The organism is Georgenia sp. Z1491, from assembly GCF_057652395.1.
This window is the reverse complement of sequence record NZ_CM172729.1, coordinates 1508520-1525245: the sequence shown is the minus strand read 5'-3', so window position 1 is coordinate 1525245 and position 16726 is coordinate 1508520. Positions and strand designations below refer to the sequence as shown.

General features: G+C 73.1%; 18 protein-coding genes and 1 pseudogene. 4 read left to right on the top strand and 15 right to left on the bottom strand.

Annotation, left to right across the window (positions count from 1 at the left end):
• Positions 1-12: 12 nt before the first annotated feature.
• Complete coding sequence (locus AC24HA_RS07155; RefSeq protein WP_425708597.1) at positions 13-858, bottom strand: Ltp family lipoprotein; 846 nt, start codon at positions 856-858, stop codon at positions 13-15.
• Positions 859-1070: 212 nt separating this feature from the next.
• Between AC24HA_RS07155 and AC24HA_RS07150 the strand changes: the two genes are divergently transcribed.
• Positions 1071-1607 (top strand): DUF4916 domain-containing protein, encoded by a 537-nt coding sequence (locus AC24HA_RS07150; protein ID WP_425708598.1) that lies wholly within the window; start codon positions 1071-1073, stop codon positions 1605-1607.
• A gap of 92 nt (positions 1608-1699) precedes the next feature.
• On the top strand, positions 1700-2098 hold the full coding sequence (locus AC24HA_RS07145; RefSeq protein ID WP_425708599.1) for a DUF3054 domain-containing protein: 399 nt from the start codon (positions 1700-1702) through the stop codon (positions 2096-2098).
• A gap of 18 nt (positions 2099-2116) precedes the next feature.
• On the opposite strand, the gene AC24HA_RS07140 is transcribed toward AC24HA_RS07145, so the two are convergent.
• The 3 genes from AC24HA_RS07140 to AC24HA_RS07130 form a co-directional block, all read right to left on the bottom strand.
• Positions 2117-2830 (bottom strand): hypothetical protein, encoded by a 714-nt coding sequence (locus AC24HA_RS07140; RefSeq protein WP_425708600.1) that lies wholly within the window; start codon positions 2828-2830, stop codon positions 2117-2119.
• Between the two features lie 62 nt (positions 2831-2892).
• On the bottom strand, positions 2893-3189 hold the full coding sequence (locus tag AC24HA_RS07135) for a hypothetical protein (protein ID WP_425708601.1): 297 nt from the start codon (positions 3187-3189) through the stop codon (positions 2893-2895).
• Complete coding sequence (locus AC24HA_RS07130; protein ID WP_425708602.1) at positions 3182-3877, bottom strand: hypothetical protein; 696 nt, start codon at positions 3875-3877, stop codon at positions 3182-3184. Before AC24HA_RS07130 ends, AC24HA_RS07135 begins: the two co-directional genes overlap by 8 nt.
• Before the next feature lie 256 nt (positions 3878-4133).
• Between AC24HA_RS07130 and AC24HA_RS07125 the strand changes: the two genes are divergently transcribed.
• Entirely contained in the window at positions 4134-4784 is a 651-nt protein-coding gene (locus AC24HA_RS07125; protein WP_425708603.1) for a hypothetical protein, read from the top strand.
• A gap of 12 nt (positions 4785-4796) precedes the next feature.
• Here AC24HA_RS07125 and rdgB read toward each other — a convergent pair whose 3' ends face one another.
• The 8 genes and pseudogenes from rdgB to clpS all read right to left on the bottom strand — a co-directional run bounded on the left by rdgB (position 4797) and on the right by clpS (position 12568).
• Complete coding sequence (gene rdgB, locus AC24HA_RS07120) at positions 4797-5414, bottom strand: RdgB/HAM1 family non-canonical purine NTP pyrophosphatase (protein WP_425708611.1); 618 nt, start codon at positions 5412-5414, stop codon at positions 4797-4799.
• Between the two features lie 107 nt (positions 5415-5521).
• Positions 5522-6286 (bottom strand): ribonuclease PH, encoded by a 765-nt coding sequence (rph, locus tag AC24HA_RS07115; RefSeq protein WP_425708604.1) that lies wholly within the window; start codon positions 6284-6286, stop codon positions 5522-5524.
• A 157-nt stretch (positions 6287-6443) separates the two neighbouring features.
• Positions 6444-9083 (bottom strand): phosphoenolpyruvate carboxylase, encoded by a 2640-nt coding sequence (locus tag AC24HA_RS07110; protein ID WP_425708612.1) that lies wholly within the window; start codon positions 9081-9083, stop codon positions 6444-6446.
• A 365-nt stretch (positions 9084-9448) separates the two neighbouring features.
• Entirely contained in the window at positions 9449-10243 is a 795-nt protein-coding gene (locus AC24HA_RS07105; protein ID WP_425708605.1) for an MBL fold metallo-hydrolase, read from the bottom strand.
• Positions 10240-10527: pseudogene (locus AC24HA_RS07100) on the bottom strand (glutamate racemase); the annotation flags it as partial. The pseudogene AC24HA_RS07100 and the gene AC24HA_RS07105, both read right to left, overlap by 4 nt.
• Before the next feature lie 176 nt (positions 10528-10703).
• Positions 10704-11528, bottom strand: a complete 825-nt coding sequence (gene murI / locus AC24HA_RS07095) for a glutamate racemase (RefSeq protein WP_425708145.1) — start codon at positions 11526-11528, stop codon at positions 10704-10706.
• Between the two features lie 10 nt (positions 11529-11538).
• The gene (locus AC24HA_RS07090; protein WP_425708146.1) at positions 11539-12234 is read right to left on the bottom strand and encodes a DUF2017 family protein; all 696 of its coding nucleotides are present in this window, start codon (positions 12232-12234) and stop codon (positions 11539-11541) included.
• Between the two features lies 1 nt (position 12235).
• Positions 12236-12568 (bottom strand): ATP-dependent Clp protease adapter ClpS, encoded by a 333-nt coding sequence (clpS, locus tag AC24HA_RS07085; protein WP_425708147.1) that lies wholly within the window; start codon positions 12566-12568, stop codon positions 12236-12238.
• Between the two features lie 88 nt (positions 12569-12656).
• Here clpS and AC24HA_RS07080 point away from each other — a divergent pair, with 88 nt between their 5' ends.
• Positions 12657-14015 carry a nicotinate phosphoribosyltransferase gene (locus AC24HA_RS07080; protein WP_425708148.1) on the top strand — a complete coding sequence of 453 codons (1359 nt, stop codon included), beginning with the start codon at positions 12657-12659 and terminating at the stop codon, positions 14013-14015.
• 86 nt (positions 14016-14101) lie between these two features.
• Here AC24HA_RS07080 and AC24HA_RS07075 read toward each other — a convergent pair whose 3' ends face one another.
• The 3 genes from AC24HA_RS07075 to AC24HA_RS07065 form a co-directional block, all read right to left on the bottom strand.
• The gene (locus AC24HA_RS07075) at positions 14102-14308 is read right to left on the bottom strand and encodes a hypothetical protein (RefSeq protein ID WP_425708149.1); all 207 of its coding nucleotides are present in this window, start codon (positions 14306-14308) and stop codon (positions 14102-14104) included.
• A gap of 142 nt (positions 14309-14450) precedes the next feature.
• Positions 14451-16289, bottom strand: a complete 1839-nt coding sequence (locus AC24HA_RS07070; protein WP_425708150.1) for a DEAD/DEAH box helicase — start codon at positions 16287-16289, stop codon at positions 14451-14453.
• Positions 16286-16615 carry a DUF3039 domain-containing protein gene (locus AC24HA_RS07065; protein WP_425708151.1) on the bottom strand — a complete coding sequence of 110 codons (330 nt, stop codon included), beginning with the start codon at positions 16613-16615 and terminating at the stop codon, positions 16286-16288. The genes AC24HA_RS07070 and AC24HA_RS07065 overlap by 4 nt, the downstream gene beginning before the upstream one ends.
• Positions 16616-16726: the final 111 nt, after the last annotated feature.

Here is a 16726-nt window from a genome sequence, read left to right as displayed (position 1 = left end):
TTCCCCTAGCGGTCAGTATCCGACTGCCGCCGCTCCGTACTCGACCTGCGACTGGCTGAACCCCTCGAAGAGGAGCTGATCGATCAGACCCTGGCGGGAGAAGGACATGAAGTCGAGGTAGTTCTCGGCGCTCAACGCCGCCTGCTCGTTCCAGTCCACCGAGAGGCTGTCCACGGCGTAGGTCGCGTCCTCGGTCGAGTAGCCCTCGTACTCCAGCTGGTCGATCAGGCCCTGCCGGGAGAACGACATGAAGCTGAGGTAGTTCTCCGCGGACCCGACGGCGTTCTCCTGCGCGATCGACCGTCCCGAGGTGTCGGCCTCCCCGGCGGCGGGTGGCTGCGGCGCCTCGACCTGCGCGCCCGCACCGTCGTCCTCGTCGGTCGCCACCGATGTCGTGTCGTCGGCGCTGTCGGAGCCCGTGTCCGCCACGGCGACGGCCGCGTTCAGCTCGTCCACCTCCGACTGAAGGGCGTCGACCTCGCCCTGGGTGTCGGCCAAGGCGTCACGGGCATCCTCCGCCTCGCCCTCCGCCTCGGCCAAGGCGTCACGGGCATCCTCCGCCTCGCCTTCCGCCTCGGCCAAGGCGTCACGGGCATCCTGCGCGTCACCCTCGGCCTCGGCCAGCGCGTCTCGGGCGTCCCTCGCCTCGGCCTCGGCCTCCTCGCGCGCCTCGACCAGCGCGGGGTCGCTCGCCTGCGACGTCCCGATGCCCACGCCGAGCAGGAGACCTGCGACGGCGGCCGCCGTCAACGGCACCCATCGCCTCTTCTTCTTCGTCGGTGCGGCGGCGGGCGGTGCGTCGGGCGTCGGTGCCTGGGTCTGATCCATGTGCGGACCGGGGTACACGGGCTGGTTCATCGGGCTGTCCTTCACGGGGGGCTGTGCAGCAGGACGGTGTGTACAACAGGGTGCTGTGCATACCGCAGGGGGGTAGGCAGATAGTAACCATGTTCTTCCGACTGCGACGCGGTTGCGGCTCACGATCTTCACCTCGCTCGCACCCGGGTGCCCGGCGCCGGCGTCCGCGTGGCAGGTCGCGCCGGAGGCCGCCGCCGGGGTAGAAACGACGGGTGAGCGACATCGCGTCCGACGACATGGGTCCCTGGCTGTCCGAGGAGGACCTCGAGCTCGTGCGCCGCAAGGTGCCGATGCTCTACGTCGACGTCGTCCCCGTGCGGGTCGGCGAGAACGGCACCCTCGAGGCGGTCGGCCTCCTGCTGCGTGCCCGCCCCGAGGGGACGATCACCCGCGAGCTCGTCTCCGGCCGCGTCCTGTTCCAGGAGACCGTGCGTCAGGCCCTCGTGCGACACCTCGACAAGGACCTCGGCCCGCTCGCCCTGCCACAGCTGCCGGTCTCGCCCGTGCCGTACGCGATCGGTCAGTACTTCCCCACCCCCGGCGAGCACTACCTGGACCCGCGCCAGCACGCGGTGTCGCTCGCCTACGTCGTGCCCGTCGCGGGCGACTGCAGCCCGTCCAACGACACCCTCGAGCTCAGCTGGTTCACGCCGCGCGAGGTGCTCACACCGGAGATCACCGGCGACATGTCCGAGGGGCACGCCGACCTCGTACGGCGCGCGCTCGCGCACCTCGGTCGCCTGCCGTGACGAGAGGTGGGGAGCGGGTCGGGGGCCGTCCCGCTCGTCACGACGACGTCGGTCGTACGGGGACCGGAGCCTCGCCCACCCGACCCGACGGCGTGACACCGGTCGCGCGGCGTCGTGGCGTCGTGTGGTGGGCGCTCCTCCTCGACGTGGCAGTGGTCGCGGCCTTCACACTCGGCGGTGCGGACGCCCACGAGCGGGGCGCCGGGGACCTGGCTCGCATTGCGTGGCCGTTCCTCGCCGCGCTCGCGATCACGTGGGTGGCGGGTCGGCTGTGGCGTGCCCCGACCCCGCTGTGGCCCACCGGGATGGTCGTCTGGGTCGGCACCCTCGGGATCGGCATGGCACTGCGCGCACTCACCGGCGGCGGCACCGCGTGGACGTTCGTGCTCGTGGCTGCCGGCCTGTTCGCCGCCGGGTTCCTCGGCTGGCGGCTCGTGGTGCTGGTCGTCCGGCGTGCGACTCGACCCGGTTCCGACCGCTCCCGACCGTGAGGAAGCAGCTGCCGCTCGTCAGTCCTGCGCCTTCAGCGCGTAGGGCCACTCACCCGAACGGAGGGACGGGGTCGAGGAGATGGTGGCGAGCAGCTCGTCGAACGGCGTCGTGTCCTTCAGCTGGTTGGCCAGCTCGATGAGCTTGGCGATCGTGAAGCCCATCATGACGAGTGAGCCGACGAGCCCGACGATGCCGAGGACGCCCGAGACCCCGAATGTGACGGGGGTGGCGAGGATCGCGACGATCGACGCGAGCAGCAGGACGATCTCCCCGACCCACAGCAGGCCCGAGTTACGGAATTCGTCGATGGCTTCACCGTAGATCTCCAGCTCACGTGCGATGTCGCGGGCGTGCTGCTCGATGAACGTCATCGCGTCGCTCTGCGGCGTGCGGGCGTTGGCGTAGGCGGTGGCACCGTCCGCCGACCAGTGCTGCGGTCCGACCTCGGTGGTCTGGAAGTCCGTGATGGTCTCGAGCACGGACTCCGCCCACGCGATCCAGTCATCCTTCGCCTGCTGCACCGCGGCGTCGTCCCGGACGTTCAGCTCGACGCGATCGGCGTCGCCGGACGCGTTCGCGCAGCCGTCCGCAAGATCGTTCGCGGGGCCACTGACCGCACTGCTGACCACCGGCGGGACCTGGTTCGGAAAGTTGCGCAGGCCGCCCTCGGCATCACGCAGCTCGCCCGAGACTCGGCGTAGCTCGGACCTCAGGAACTCGGCGCTCGACATATCGTCCTCTTCTCGGTTCGTCGTCAGTGTGTCGTCCTGGTGATCCACACCCACCGCGGAGGTCAGGTGCGAGTATCGAACTCGTACTCGGACTCCTCGTCCGTCTCCTCGTAGTGGTCACACGCGGCCTTCAGCGCGCCCGCCATCAGATCCATCTCGTCGCTCCCGCCACCGGCGACCGCGGCCATCGTCGTCCGGATGGAGTCATAGACGCCGCCGACCCCGCCGCTCCAGGAGCCGCTGTCGACCGTGAACGACTCCGCCCGGCCCTTGAGCCTCGTGTACTCGTCGGCGAGCGTCGTGTCCCAGGTTCTCGCCACCGAGCGCACGACGCTGTAGGTGATCTCGATGTCAGCCATCGGTCTGTCTCCGTCCTTCGTCGTTCTCCGTCAGCGGGATGCTCCGCACCAGGTCGAGCCCACGGTCGATCGATGCCTGCTGACGTTCGGCCAGGCCCGGGAACTCGAGGTCGAGCTGGGCGAGACGATCGTCGTGTCGTCGAGCCAGCTCCTCGAGCAACGCGAAGAGCTGTGCAGCCTGGGACTGCACGTCGTAGCGCGTCGACCAGCCGCGCGCGACCGTGAGTCCGGTCGGCCGCCCGGACACGCCCTGCAGGGTGAGTAGTCCGTCCGGAGACGTCACCTCGTCGGGCTCGCCGTGGATCTCTCGGAGCCGTTCGGCATGGGCGGCGCGTACCCCGGGATCGAGCAGGTCATCGTTGCCTGACGCGCTCGACGGACGCCACGCGGCATCGGCCGCATCAGCTCCGACGTGCTCTCGAAGCTGTTCCGGCGTCATGGTGGTCAGTGTCCGCAACCTGGCGAGCAACCCCCCGAGGTCCACCTGCTCCATCTGGCTGGTGTCACGTGCAGCGACGGCGGCGCGGTGCGCCTCCACCAGGTGGAGACCGAGGTCCTTCTCGGCGACGACCTCCGGCCAGTCGGCGGCGAGCTCGATGCCGACCGTGCGAGCGTCGTCATCGACGACGAGCAGCACTGCGTCCTGCGAATCTCCGCCCTCGAAGTGCCCGCTGTTCGTGGTGTTCATGCTGTGGTGCCGGTCCTCGCCGTCGGGTGTCTCGTCATGGACGTCGATCTTTACCGAGATCGAGCACGAGTCGTGACCCCGTTGACGGGGAGTCCTCCCCCCCCCCTCGCGATCCTGGACGCAACCGCAGAGCCCCCGCCAGCGCGGCCGGGGAGCAGGTAGCGTCGACGGAACCGATCGGGCCGGTGCTCGGCACACATCTCGTGCGGGGCGCACGCCCCGATCCAGCTGCCCGCAGAGCCGTGAAGGAGACTGGATGGATGAGGACTTCGTGACCGCCGAGCGGTTCGTCGCCGTCGCCGGTTCCCGACACGCGGCCGAGACGGTCACACGCACGCCCCTTCGGATAGCAGGCCTGCTCGTCGCGACCGCCCTGGTCTACTGGCCCCTCTTCGCGCTCGCGGGGATCCCGTGGTCGCTGCTCGTCGCACTGGGTGCCGCCGCCGTGTCGACCGCGCTCATCGCCTGGCTGGGCCGGCGGGCAGCCCGCGACTCCGCGGCCGGCCTGTCGCTCACCCTGTCCCCCGACGGCGTCGAGTACGTCGGTGACTCGTCCGTCCGGCGGATGGCGTGGGACGACGTCCGCGCGGCCGAGGTGATCCCGACGATCACCCCGCTCGGAGGCGGCGCTCCGACGGAGGGGTTCAGCGCCTTCCGCCGCGAGGGCCTAGGACTGGTCGGTCGCGGCACCACGGAGGTCACGGGCGGTCCGCTGGCGGAGCGCACCTACGCCCAGGACCCTGCGCGCTACGGCACCGACCCGGACACCGGTGAGTCGAGAACGGCGATCCCGCTGTCCCAGTTCGACGAGCGATGGGAGCGCCACCGGATCGGCGAGTGGGTGGCGCACCACCGGCCCGACGTCGCGCGGCAGGCCGCCGCACGCGCGGGCCGCACCGGGGGCTGATCGGACCGGGAGTCAGCGCGCGTCGAGCACGCGCACAACATCGGGGGCGAGGGCACGGAACGCCGCACCCCGGTGGCTGATCGCGTGCTTCTCGGCGGGCGCGAGCTCGGCCGCGGACCGCGTCTCGCCGTCGGGCAGGAACAGCGGGTCGTAGCCGAAGCCGCCGCTCCCCCGCGCCTCGCGCAGCAGGCGCCCCGGCATCTCGCCGCGCCGCGTGACCTCGACCGGTGTCGCGCCGGGAGCACCGGGCACCACGAGCGCGGCCGCGCACACGAACCGCGCCGCGCGATGCTCGTCGGACACGTCGGCGAGCTGGGCGAGCAGCAGCGCGTTGTTCGCGGCGTCCTCCCCGTGCCGGCCGGACCAGCGCGCGGAGAACACGCCGGGCGCGCCGCCGAGCACGTCGACGGCGAGACCGGAGTCGTCGGCCACGGCCGGCAGGCCGGAGGCCGCGGCGATCGCCCGGGCCTTGAGCAGGGCATTGTCCTCGAACGTCACGCCGTCCTCCACCGGAGGTTCGATGCCGAGCTCCCCTGCCGTGACGATCTCCTCCGGCACCAGACCGGGGACGAGCGGGGTGAGGATCTCCCGCAGCTCGGCGAGCTTGCCGAGGTTGTGGGTGGCCAGCACGAGCCGGGGCCTGCGCGGCTCGCCCTGGGTGGGCTCCGGCGTCGGGACGTGCGCGACGGGCCCCGGCCCACCCGCCGCGGATCCCGGCGTCGGGACCCCGGGTCCCGTCACGCGTCGGAGCCCGTCGCGAGGGCGTCGCACTGGAGCTCGGTGAGGCGCGCGGTGCCGGCGAGCGCGAGGTCGAGCAGGGAGTCGAGCTCGGCGCGGTCGAACGCCTCGCCCTCGGCCGTGCCCTGGACCTCGATGAACGTGCCGGAGCCCGTGGTGACGACGTTCATGTCGGTGTCCGCCGCGACGTCCTCGACGTAGGGCAGGTCGAGGACCGGGCGTCCGTCGACGACGCCGACCGAGACGGCTGCGACGGAGTCCTTGAGCACGCCGGCGCCCTTGCGGACGTGCCCCTCGCGCTGGCCCCAGGCGATGGCGTCCGCGAGCGCCACGTACGCGCCGGTGATCGCGGCGGTGCGGGTCCCACCGTCGGCCTGGAGGACGTCGCAGTCCAGGACGATCGAGTTCTCCCCGAGCGCGGACATGTCCACCACCGCGCGCAGCGAGCGGCCGATGAGCCGGCTGATCTCGTGCGTGCGCCCGCCGATCTTTCCGCGCACGGACTCGCGCTGGGAGCGGTCGTTCGTGGCGCGCGGAAGCATCGCGTACTCCGCGGTCACCCAGCCCTCGCCGGAGTCCTTGCGCCAGCGCGGCACACCCGCCGTGAACGAGGCCACGCACAGCACCCGGGTGTCGCCGAACTCGACGAGGACCGACCCCTCGCCCGCCTTCTGCCAGCCCCGGGTGATCCGGACGTCGCGGAGCTGGTCGGGTGCGCGGCCGTCGGGTCGGGGCGTGGCGGTGCTGCTCGAGTCGTTGGTCATGGCGTCGAGGCTACCGGCGGGCACTCCGGCCCGGGCCGGACGACCACCGAACGCGAGGACGACTCCAGGGTCGACGACGAACCGCCCGCCCGGCACGTTCCCCACCGCACGCTCGACGACCCCCCACCGCACGCTCGACGACGTCGCGGCGCCGCGGTCACCCCGTGTTCTGCAGCCCAGCCGCCGCGCCCTTGAGCGTGATGAGGAGCAGCTCGTGAACCTCCGGGGCGACGTCGTCCGCCACCTCGTCCGTCCCCTCGCTGCCGGATCCGCTCCCCCGCAGGACCCGCAGCGCCCGCAGCTGGAGCAGCGAGAGCGCGTCGATGTACGGGTTGCGCAGGGCGACCGCGCGGCCCAGCACGCGGTGTGAGTCGAGCAGCTGATCCTGGCCCGTGACCTGCAGGACCCACCGGCGCGTGAGCTCGAGCTCCTCGAGGACCATCTCGCCGAGGTCGTCCCGGTCACCGAGCGCGAGGTAGCGGGCGGCGATGAGGTCGTCGGCCTTGGCCAGGGACATCTCGATGTTGTCGACCATCGTGGCGAACAGCGGCCACTGCGCGTAGGCCGAGCGCAGCAGCTCGACGTCGCCGACCTCGGCGAGCGCCGTGCCCAGCCCGAACCAGCCGGTGAGGTTCGTGCGGGCCTGCGACCAGGCGAAGTTCCACGGGATCGCCCGCAGGTCGTCGAGGGACTCGACCGACAGCCCGCGCTTGGCGGGTCGCGAGCCGATGGCCAGGTGCCCGACCTCCTCCTGCGGCGTGACCTGCGCGAACCAGGCGGGGAAGCCCTCGGCACCTACGAGCGCGTCGAACCGCTCGCGGGAGGTGACGGTGAGGCGCTCGGCCAGCTCGGCGTACCGCTCGGCCGCCTCGGCGTTGCGCTGCTCGACGCTCGGGGCGGACGCCATGAGCGTGGCGGCCGCGACCGACTCGATGTGCCGGATGCCGATGGCCCGGTTGAAGTACCGCGCGGAGATGACCTCGCCCTGCTCGGTGACCTTGAACCGCAGGTCCACGCTGTGGGGAGGCTGCGCGAGCACGGCACGGTGGGCGGGGCCGCCGCCGCGGCCCAGGGCGCCGCCCCGGCCGTGGAACTGGGTGAGCGAGATGTCGTGCTCCTTGGCCCAGTCGGCGATCTGCCGCTGGGCGTCGTAGAGCGCGATCGTCGCGGCCACCGGGCCGACGTCCTTGGCGGAGTCCGAGTAGCCGAGCGTGACCTCGATCTTCCGGCCGTTCGCGGCCAGCCGCTCCTGCACGTCCGGGATGTCGAGCATCTCGGTGAGGATCCGCGGCGCGTTGCGCAGGTCCTCGAACGTCTCGAACAGGGGCACGACGTCGATGACCGGGGCGTGGCGACCGTCGCCGGCAGCGATCCGCGCGAGCCGGTAGACGTTGGCGATGTCCTCGCTCGACTGCGTGAAGGAGACGAGGTAGCGACCGGCCGCCCCCTGCCCGAGCCGCCGCTGGACGAGCGCGACGGCGCGCATGGTGTCGAGCACCTCCTCGACGGGCACGGCCGGCGGGTGCTCCTCGGGGTCCACCTCACCGTCGAGGATCGCGAGCGCCTGGCGGTGGACCTTCGAGTGCTGCCGCATCTCCAGCTCTGCGCCGTGGAAGCCGAACGTGACGAGCTGCCGCTCGAGGTCGGCGAGGTCGCCGTTCGCGGCCCGGCGCGCACCCGCCGCCAGGAGCGACGAGCGGACGGTGCGGATGTCCTCCAGCGCCTCCTCCGGGTCGGCGTAGGCGAGGTCGGCGTCACGTTCACGGGTGGCGTCCAGGCGGGAGGCGACGAACAGCAGGACCCGGCGGTGGGTCTCCCCCGGCGACATCGCGGCGGCCCGCTCCGCGACCTTCGGGCTGAGCTGACGCTGCAGCTGCCACAGGCGCGAGACGGCGTCGTCGGGGGCGACCAGCGTGTCCGCGACGGTCAGGTGCATGGCGACGTCGCGCGTGCGCTCACCGATCGTGGCGAGCGCGTGCTCGGACATGATCTGCGCGGCCTCGATCGTCAGCGGAGAGACGACGTTGGGGTTGCCGTCGCGGTCGCCGCCGATCCAGCTGCCGAGGCGGACGAACGCCGGGGCGATCGGATCGGCGATGCCGGCACCCTCGGGGTCCAGCGCGTCGTCGAGGCGCCGGTACACGGCGGGCACGATGTGCACCAGCGAGCTGTCGAAGGTCTGCATGAGGGTGCGGACCTCGTCGAGCGGGCCGGGGCTGTACGGCCGCAGCTCCGCGGTGCGCCACAGCGTGTCGACCGACGCGAGCAGGTCGCGGTCGATCTCGGCGAGGGCGAACGGGCCGAGCCGGTCGTCGTCACGAGCGTCGATGAGTCTGCCGATCGTGCCGATCGCGCGGGTCACGGCACGACGCCGGGCCTCGGTCGGATGCGCGGTGAACACGGGGTGGAAGCGCAGATCGCCGAGGCGGCGGCGCGCCTCGTCCTCACCGACCTCCTCGGCGAGCGCCCTCACGGCGCCCGGCAGGGAGCTCGGGGACTCGAAGCCGCGGGCACCGCCGCCCTCGGTCTCGCGGAGCACGCGCACGCGCTGCTGCTCCTCGGCGAGGTTGGCGAGGTGGAAGTAGCAGGAGAAGGCGCGCGCCACCTCGATCGCCCGCTCGGGCGTGAAGCCGGCGACAACCTCCTCGGCGCGGGCGATGTCCGTCGCGCTGCTGGCCCGGCGGGCGTCGATGACGAGCTGCCGCAGCGTCTCGACGTCGTCGTAGAGCCCGTCCGAGCCGGACTCCTTGAGGACCTGGCCGAGCATGTTGCCCAGCAGCCGGACGTCGGCCCGCATGGCGTCGGGAACTCCCGAGGCGGAACCCGCGCCGGTCGTCGTCGTGGCCGTGGGTGGCGCGGAGGGCGGGGCCTGCGGCGGTGCCGCCTCCTGCGCGGCGGGATCGAGCGGGTCGGACGCGCGGTCTCCTGGTGCGATCACGCGTGCAGGCTAACGGTGCGCCGCAGGCGTCCGCAGGCACGACCACCGGGTGGCCACCGCGGTCGGGGCACGGCGGTAGGGCCACCGAGGACGGGGCGTGGCGGGAGGTCACCTCCGTAGCCGCAGCTCCGTGGCGACCCGGAGGACCTCCCGGGGCTCATCCTCCTCCGGCGGTCGGAGACCTGCAACACAGAAAGGGGTGCGTGCCGGCTCCCGGACTCCCGTCAGAGCACCCAGGTGGCGCCCGGGGCCGCGAGATCGACGGGCCCTTCGTAGACGCCGCGGGCCTCCTCCACCACGGTCGCCTTGTCGGTCCACGGCTGGACGTGCGTGAGGACGAGCCGGCCCACCCCACCCGTCACGGCAAGCTCGCCGGCCCTGCGACCGGTCAGATGGATCCCGCGCGCCTCGTCCCGACCCTCCTGGAAGGCCGCCTCGGCCAGCAGGAGGTCCAGGCCCCGGGCCATCTCGTCCTGACCGGGGCACGAGTCGGTGTCCCCCGTGTAACCGAGCGTCACGCTGCCCGAGCCGTCCTCCGCGGGTCCCGTCACCCGGATGCCGAACGCCGGCACGGGGTGCCGCGCGTCGAACACCTCGACCGTCATCGGTCCGATCCGCACGGGCGTACCGGTGGCAAGGGCGTGGAAGGTCAGGACGTCGGAGTAGTCCTCGTCGGGCCCGTCGCCGCCGACGTCACGGGTGCGCCCGAGGGTGCCCTCCGGCCCGTGGACCGCCAGCGCGGGAAGCGGACCGTCCGGGTGCCAGCGGCGGTAGACCTGCATGCCGATGAGGTCGACCATGTGGTCGGCGTGCAGGTGGGAGAGCACGAGGGCGTCGAGGTCGGCCGGGTCCACGTGGTTGAGCATGGCGCCCATCGCCCCGGGCCCCAGGTCGAGGACGATCGAGTGCACCCGCTCCGTGCCGTCCGGACCGGGGCCGCTCGCCTGGACGAGGTAGGCCGACGCCGCGGAGTCGGGTCCGGACATCGATCCGGCGCAGCCGATGACGGTGAGCCTCACAGCGCGACCGCCCCTCGGCTGGTGGGTTCGACGCTGCTGACCTCGGGACCGAGGAAGCGGCGCGCGAGCCGCTCGAACTCCTCGGGGTCCCCGGTGGACAGGAACCTGTGCTGCGGCGGCCCGGCGGCAGGGCTGCGCTCGATGTCGTGGGCGACAAGCGTGCGGTAGACGTCCTTCGCGGTCTCCTCCGCGGAGGAGACGAGGGTGACGTCGGGTCCCATGACGTAGGAGATCGCCCCCGTCAGCAGCGGGTAGTGGGTGCAGCCCAGCACGAGGGCGTCGAGGTCGGCCGGGTCCACGTGGTTGAGCATGGCGCCCATCGCCCCGGGCCCCAGGTCGAGGACGATCGAGTGCACCCGCTCCGTGCCGTCCGGACCGGGGCCGCTCGCCTGGACGAGGTAGGCCGACGCCGCGGAGTCGGGTCCGGACATCGATCCGGCGCAGCCGATGACGGTGAGCCTCACAGCGCGACCGCCCCTCGGCTGGTGGGTTCGACGCTGCTGACCTCGGGACCGAGGAAGCGGCGCGCGAGCCGCTCGAACTCCTCGGGGTCCCCGGTGGACAGGAACCTGTGCTGCGGCGGCCCGGCGGCAGGGCTGCGCTCGATGTCGTGGGCGACAAGCGTGCGGTAGACGTCCTTCGCGGTCTCCTCCGCGGAGGAGACGAGGGTGACGTCGGGTCCCATGACGTAGGAGATCGCCCCCGTCAGCAGCGGGTAGTGGGTGCAGCCCAGCACGAGGGTGTCGACGTCGGCATCCTTGGCGGGCGCGAGGTACTGCTCCGCGATCTCGAGCACCTCGGGGCCCGAGGTGATGCCCGCCTCGACGAGCTCGACGAACCGCGGCGCAGGAGCGATGGTCAGGTCCAGGCGGGGAGCCGCGGCGAAGGCGTCTCGGTAGGCACCGGAGTCGACGGTCGCGCGCGTGGCGATGACGCCGACCCGTCCGGTGCCGGTGGCTGCGACCGCACGCCGCACGGCCGGTCGGATGACCTCGACGACGGGCACCCCCGCGTCGAGGGCGTACCGTTCGCGTGCGTCCGCGAGGACGGCTGCCGAGGCGGAGTTGCAGGCGATGACGAGGAGCTTGACACCGGCGGTGACGAGCTCGTCCATGACCTCGAGCGCGAGCTGGCGGACCTCCCCGATGGGGCGCGGGCCGTAGGGGCTGTTGCGCGTGTCACCGATGTACACGACCTGCTCGTGCGGGAGCTGATCGATGACGGCACGAGCGACCGTCAGGCCTCCGACGCCGGAGTCGAAGATGCCGATCGGCGCATCATTCATGGCGACGACGCTAGTTCGACCGGGGTCGCGTGTGCAGCGCGTTGATCAGTGACTCCTGCCACCAGGTCAAGGACGTGTAAAGGATCGCCATGGCCTCGAGGACCGCGTCGGGCCCGTCCGTGGCGCCCGAGCCGGCGGCCTCGGCGCGCGCGTAGAGCTCCTCGTCGCTGAGGGTGTCCCCCAGACCGAGCCGCGTGGCGAGCACGAGGCGGACGTCGTTGACGGCGCGCAGCACGTCGGCCTCCTCGCCGTCGCGGACGAGGAACGCGCCGTCGGGGCCCGTCGGGGTGTCGAGCTCCTCGACGACCGCCGTGAGGCGCTGGATCTTCTCGGCGCGCAGCGGCGCCTCGGTGAGCTCGCGCAGCTCGCCGGCGATCGACTCGTCCTCGGACATCGCGGGCAGGAGGCGGGCGAGCGCCGGGTCGGTCGGCGGCCGGTCGCCGGCGGGTCCGGCATCGGTGGGGACGAAGTCGAGGGCCGCGAGGACGGCGTCGTCGCCCGTGGGGGGCGCGGGCTCGGTGCCCGCGGCGCCTCGACCGTCGGTTCCTGCGTCACCGGGCGCCGTGCCGGCGCCCTCCGTCTCGCCCGGCGGCTCGCCGTGCCCCAGGAGCGAGGCGACGTCGGAGAAGGGCCGGGCGAGGAAGAGCCGCTCATGGACGTCGAGGCGCGAGGCGATGCCGCCCCGCACGCGGCGGAAGGGGTCCATGTCAGTCCTCGCCCTCCTCGATCGTGGCCCACAACCCGTACCCGTGCATGGCCGCGGCGTCCGCCTCGACCGACTCGCGCGAGCCGGTCGACACGACCGCGCGGCCATCCTGGTGCACCTGGAGCATGAGGCTGCGGGCCCGCGCCTCCGGATAGCCGAAGTAGGTGCGGAAGACCCACGTCACGTAGGTCATGAGGTTGACCGGGTCGTCGTGCACCACGCAGCGCCAGACCGGCGCCCGCCGCGCCTCGGGCTCGGCGCTCGCCTCGGCGAGCCGGTCGGTCTCCGGGGCCGCGGGAGCCTCCGGGGCGGCCGGTGCCACGGGTCGGACCATGGCGTCCACGATAACGTCCGCCGCCGGGGTCACGGCCTCGCGCGGTCCGGGCGCGGCGACGCCGACCCCTCGCGACTAACCTTTGTCCATGAGCCCCCGCGCATCGACCGCGCTGAAGACGGACATGTACGAGCTGACCATGGTCGAGGCCGCAGTGCGCTCCGGGACCGCCGAGCGTCGCAGCGTCTTCGAGGTGTTCAACCGCCGGCTCCCGCCGCGGCGGCGGTACGGCGTCGTCGCGGGCGTGGGACGTCTCCTCGATGCGCTCGGCGACTTCACGTTCGGCCCCGCCGAGCTCGACTACCTCCACCGCGAGCAGATCGTCTCCGAGGAGACGATCGACCGGTTGCGCGAGTACCGGTTCACCGGGGACGTCGTCGGCTACCCCGAGGGCGAGGTGTTCTTCCCCGGGTCGCCGATCGTCGTGGTCGAGGGCACGTTCCTCGAGGCCGTCGTGATCGAGACGCTCGTGCTGTCGATCCTCAACCACGACAGCGCCGTGGCAGCCGCGGCCTCCCGAATGGCGACGGCGGCGCACGGTCGGCCGCTGCTGGAGATGGGGGCCCGCCGTACGCACGAGGACGCCGCGGTGGCCGCGGCTCGCGCGGCGGTCGTCGGCGGCTTCTCCGCGACCTCGGTCCTCGAGGCCGGCCGCCGGTACGGCATCACCGCGATCGGCACGGCCGCCCACTCGTTCACCCTCCTCCACGACTCCGAGGAGGAGGCGTTCGCCGCCCAGGTCGACGCCCTCGGGCCCGGGACCACGCTGCTCGTGGACACCTACGACGTCGAGCGCGGGGTCGAGCTGGCGGTCGCGGCCGCGCGCGCCGCCGGCGGCGAGCTCGGTGCTGTGCGCCTCGACTCGGGCGACCTCGTGGCGCAGGCGTTCACCGTGCGCGCGCAGCTCGACGCGCTCGGCGCCACGACGACGCGGATCACCGTGACCTCCGACCTGGACGAGTACGCGATCGCCGCGCTCAACGCCGCGCCCGTGGACAGCTACGGCGTGGGGACGAAGCTCGTCACCGGCTCCGGACACCCGACCGCCGAGCTCGTCTACAAGCTGGTCTCCCGCGTGGGCGCGGACGGCCGGCCGCACGAGGTGGCCAAGCGGTCGACGTCGAAGAAGTCGGTCGGCGGGCTCAAGCGGGCGGGCCGGATCGTCGACGGCGCCGGCCGCGCGGTCGAGGAGCTCGTCGTGTCCGGGACGTCGTCGGAGCAGGTGTGGGCGGAGGTCGACCGACAGGGGGCGCGCCGCCTCATGGTCGACCTCGTCGTCGGCGGCGAACCGGTCGCCGAGCACCACGGCCCGGGTGCGCTCGGGGCCGCCCGGGAACGGCACGCCGAGGCGCGCGCGGCGCTGCCGTACCCGGCATGGCGACTCTCGGAGGGCGAGCCGGCGATCCCGACCCGGCACGTCGACGTCGACGCGAGCGACGACACCTAGCAGCCGAGGGGTCTCGCGTCCCTGCCCCCGGGTCGCCGGGACTGCGGATGGTGGTCAGCGAGTGTGCGGCTGTCGACCCGCCCAGGTCAGCTGAAGTACGGGCCGGCCGCGCCCCGGACGTCCGACGGGCGCCCCGTCTTCTGCCTCGTGCCACCGGGCCGGGCGATCGACACGGCGAGCCCGACGACGACCAGCCCAACGCCGATCCACTGCAGCCAGCCGATCTCGTGCTCGTGGACGCCGACGACGATCGCGAGCGCGCCGAGCAGCAACGGGGTCAGCCACCAGCCCACGGGGTCCTCCTCGGTCGTGCTTCTCGTCGGTGCGTGGTCAAGGTTCTCACGCGCCGGTGCCCGCGGGCCGTGGCAGTCCTCCCCGTCCGGGCGTCGCGCGCACTCGCCGAGCAGAACTCCGCTCACTCGTCGGTGGCGGGGGTCAGCGACCGCCGACGAACCACTTCCTCACGAGCGCGATGCGTGCCTCGATCTCCTCCGTCGACGCCGTGGCCACCTCCGGGCCGCCGCACCGCGAGCGCAGCTCGGTGTGGATGACACCGTGGGGCGTCCCCGCCCGGCGCGACCACGCGGACACCAGGGAGGACAGCTCCTTGCGGGCCTGGGCGCGCCGCTTGTGCTCGTCGACCCCCGCGTTCGCCGCCCGACGACGCGCGGCCGCCGCCTGGTCCTTCTGCGCGGCAGCCTGCTTGGCCTGCCGCTCGCGCAGCAGCGTCGTCACCTGCTCCGGCTCGAGCAGCCCGGGGATGCCGAGGTACTCCTGCTCCTCGGGCGACCCGACGTCGGCCTCGGTGCCCCAGTGCCCGCCGTCGAACAGGACCCGGTCGAACGTCGCCTGCGAGCCGAGGGCGGCGAAGCCGGGGAGCGCGAGCTCGTCGGAGGCCTTCTCCTCGCGGTTCGCCTCTGCCAGGAGCGCGTCCTCGGGCACGACGAACTCCTCCTCCCGCACCGGTCGGTCGAGGGCGTGGTCCCGCTCGGCCTCGAGCTCGCCGGCGAGCGCCAGGAGCGGACCCACCGAGGGTAGGAACAACGATGCGGTCTCCCCGCGGCGCCGGGCGCGGACGAACCGTCCGACGGCCTGCGCGAAGTACAGCGGGGTCGCGGTCGTCGTGGCGTACACGCCGACGGAGAGCCGGGGCACGTCGACACCCTCGGACACCATCCGCACGGCCACCATCCAGCGCTGCTCGCCGCGGGCGAAGTCCTCGATGCGGTCCGACGAGCCGGCGTCGTCGGACAGGACGACGACCGGCTCCTCGCCCGCGATCCCGGCGAGCACCCGCGCGTAGGCGCGAGCGGCCGCCTGGTCGGTGGCGATGACGAGGCCGCCCGCGTCCGGGACGGTCCGCCGCACCTCCGTGAGCCGGGCGTCGGCGGCCGCGAGCACCGACGGCACCCATTCGCCGTCGGGGTCCAGCGCGGTGCGCAGGGCCTGGGCGGTCTGGTCCTTCGTCAGCGGCTCGCCGAGCGAGGCGGCGATCTCGTCGCCCGTGCGGGTGCGCCACCGCATGAGCCCGGAGTAGGCGAGGAAGATGACGGGCCGGACCACGCCGTCAGCGAGCGCCTGACCGTACCCGTAGGTGATGTCGGCGCGGGAGCGTCGGATGCCGTCGGCGCCGGCGATGTAGTCGACGAACGGGATCGCGGCCGTGTCGGAGCGGAAGGGGGTGCCGGTCAGGGCCAGGCGGCGACGCGCCGGCTCGAAGGCCTCCCGGACGGCGTCGCCCCAGGACAGCGCGTCCCCGCCGTGGTGCACCTCGTCGAGGATGACGAGGGTGGGCTCGGTCTCGGTGCGCGCCCGGTGCAGCGCGGGGTTGGCGGCCACCTGCGCGTAGGTGAGGGCGACGCCGTCGAAGTGCGCCCCGTGGCGCCCCTGGGCGTTGGTGAAGGACGGGTCGAGCGAGATGCCGACGCGCTCGGCCGCGGCCGCCCACTGGGACTTCAGGTGCTCGGTCGGGCACACGACGCTCACGCGCCGCACCTGACCGGTCGAGAGCAGCTCGGTGGCGACCCGCAGCGCGAAGGTCGTCTTGCCCGCGCCGGGGGTCGCGACGGCGAGGAAGTCCCGGGCGTCGAGCTCGCGGAACCGGTCGATCGCCTCGGCCTGCCAGGCACGCAGCGGAGCGACCGTGCCCCAGGCGGCACGCTGCGGGAAGGCCGGCGAGAGCTGCTCGGCCGCGGCGGTCGACGGCGCCTGGGGCGCGGGCGGTCCCGCGTGCTGGGGGGTCGGCTCCGACCTGGACGTCTGGCGGGCGGTCACTCCCCGCGGCCCCGGCCGAACGGCCAGCCGCGGCGTCCGCCACCTGAGCCCTCGCCGCCGCCGAGACCCTCGTAGATCTCCTTGCAGGTGGGGCAGACGGGGAACTTCTTCGGGTCACGGCCCGGCGTCCAGACCTTGCCGCACAGGGCGATGACGGGCCGCCCGGCCTCGACCTTGTCCTTGCGGACGTAGTGGGCGTACCGCTCGGCGTCGCCGGCGTCGAGCCGCTCCTCGTGCTCCGTCTCGGTGCGCTCGAGGACGTCCGTGGAGGTCGCCGGGCCCGCCGGGGCGGCGTGCGGCTGGTTCTCGTCCGGGATGGAGCTCATGACCGCCAGTCTAGGTCTCGGTCAACGCGCCCGGCAGTCCCCTCAGGCGTCGCGAAGACCACGCGGGTGTGTCGCGCCGGCCAGGTGCGGCGGCTCGGCTCGAGCCGGAAC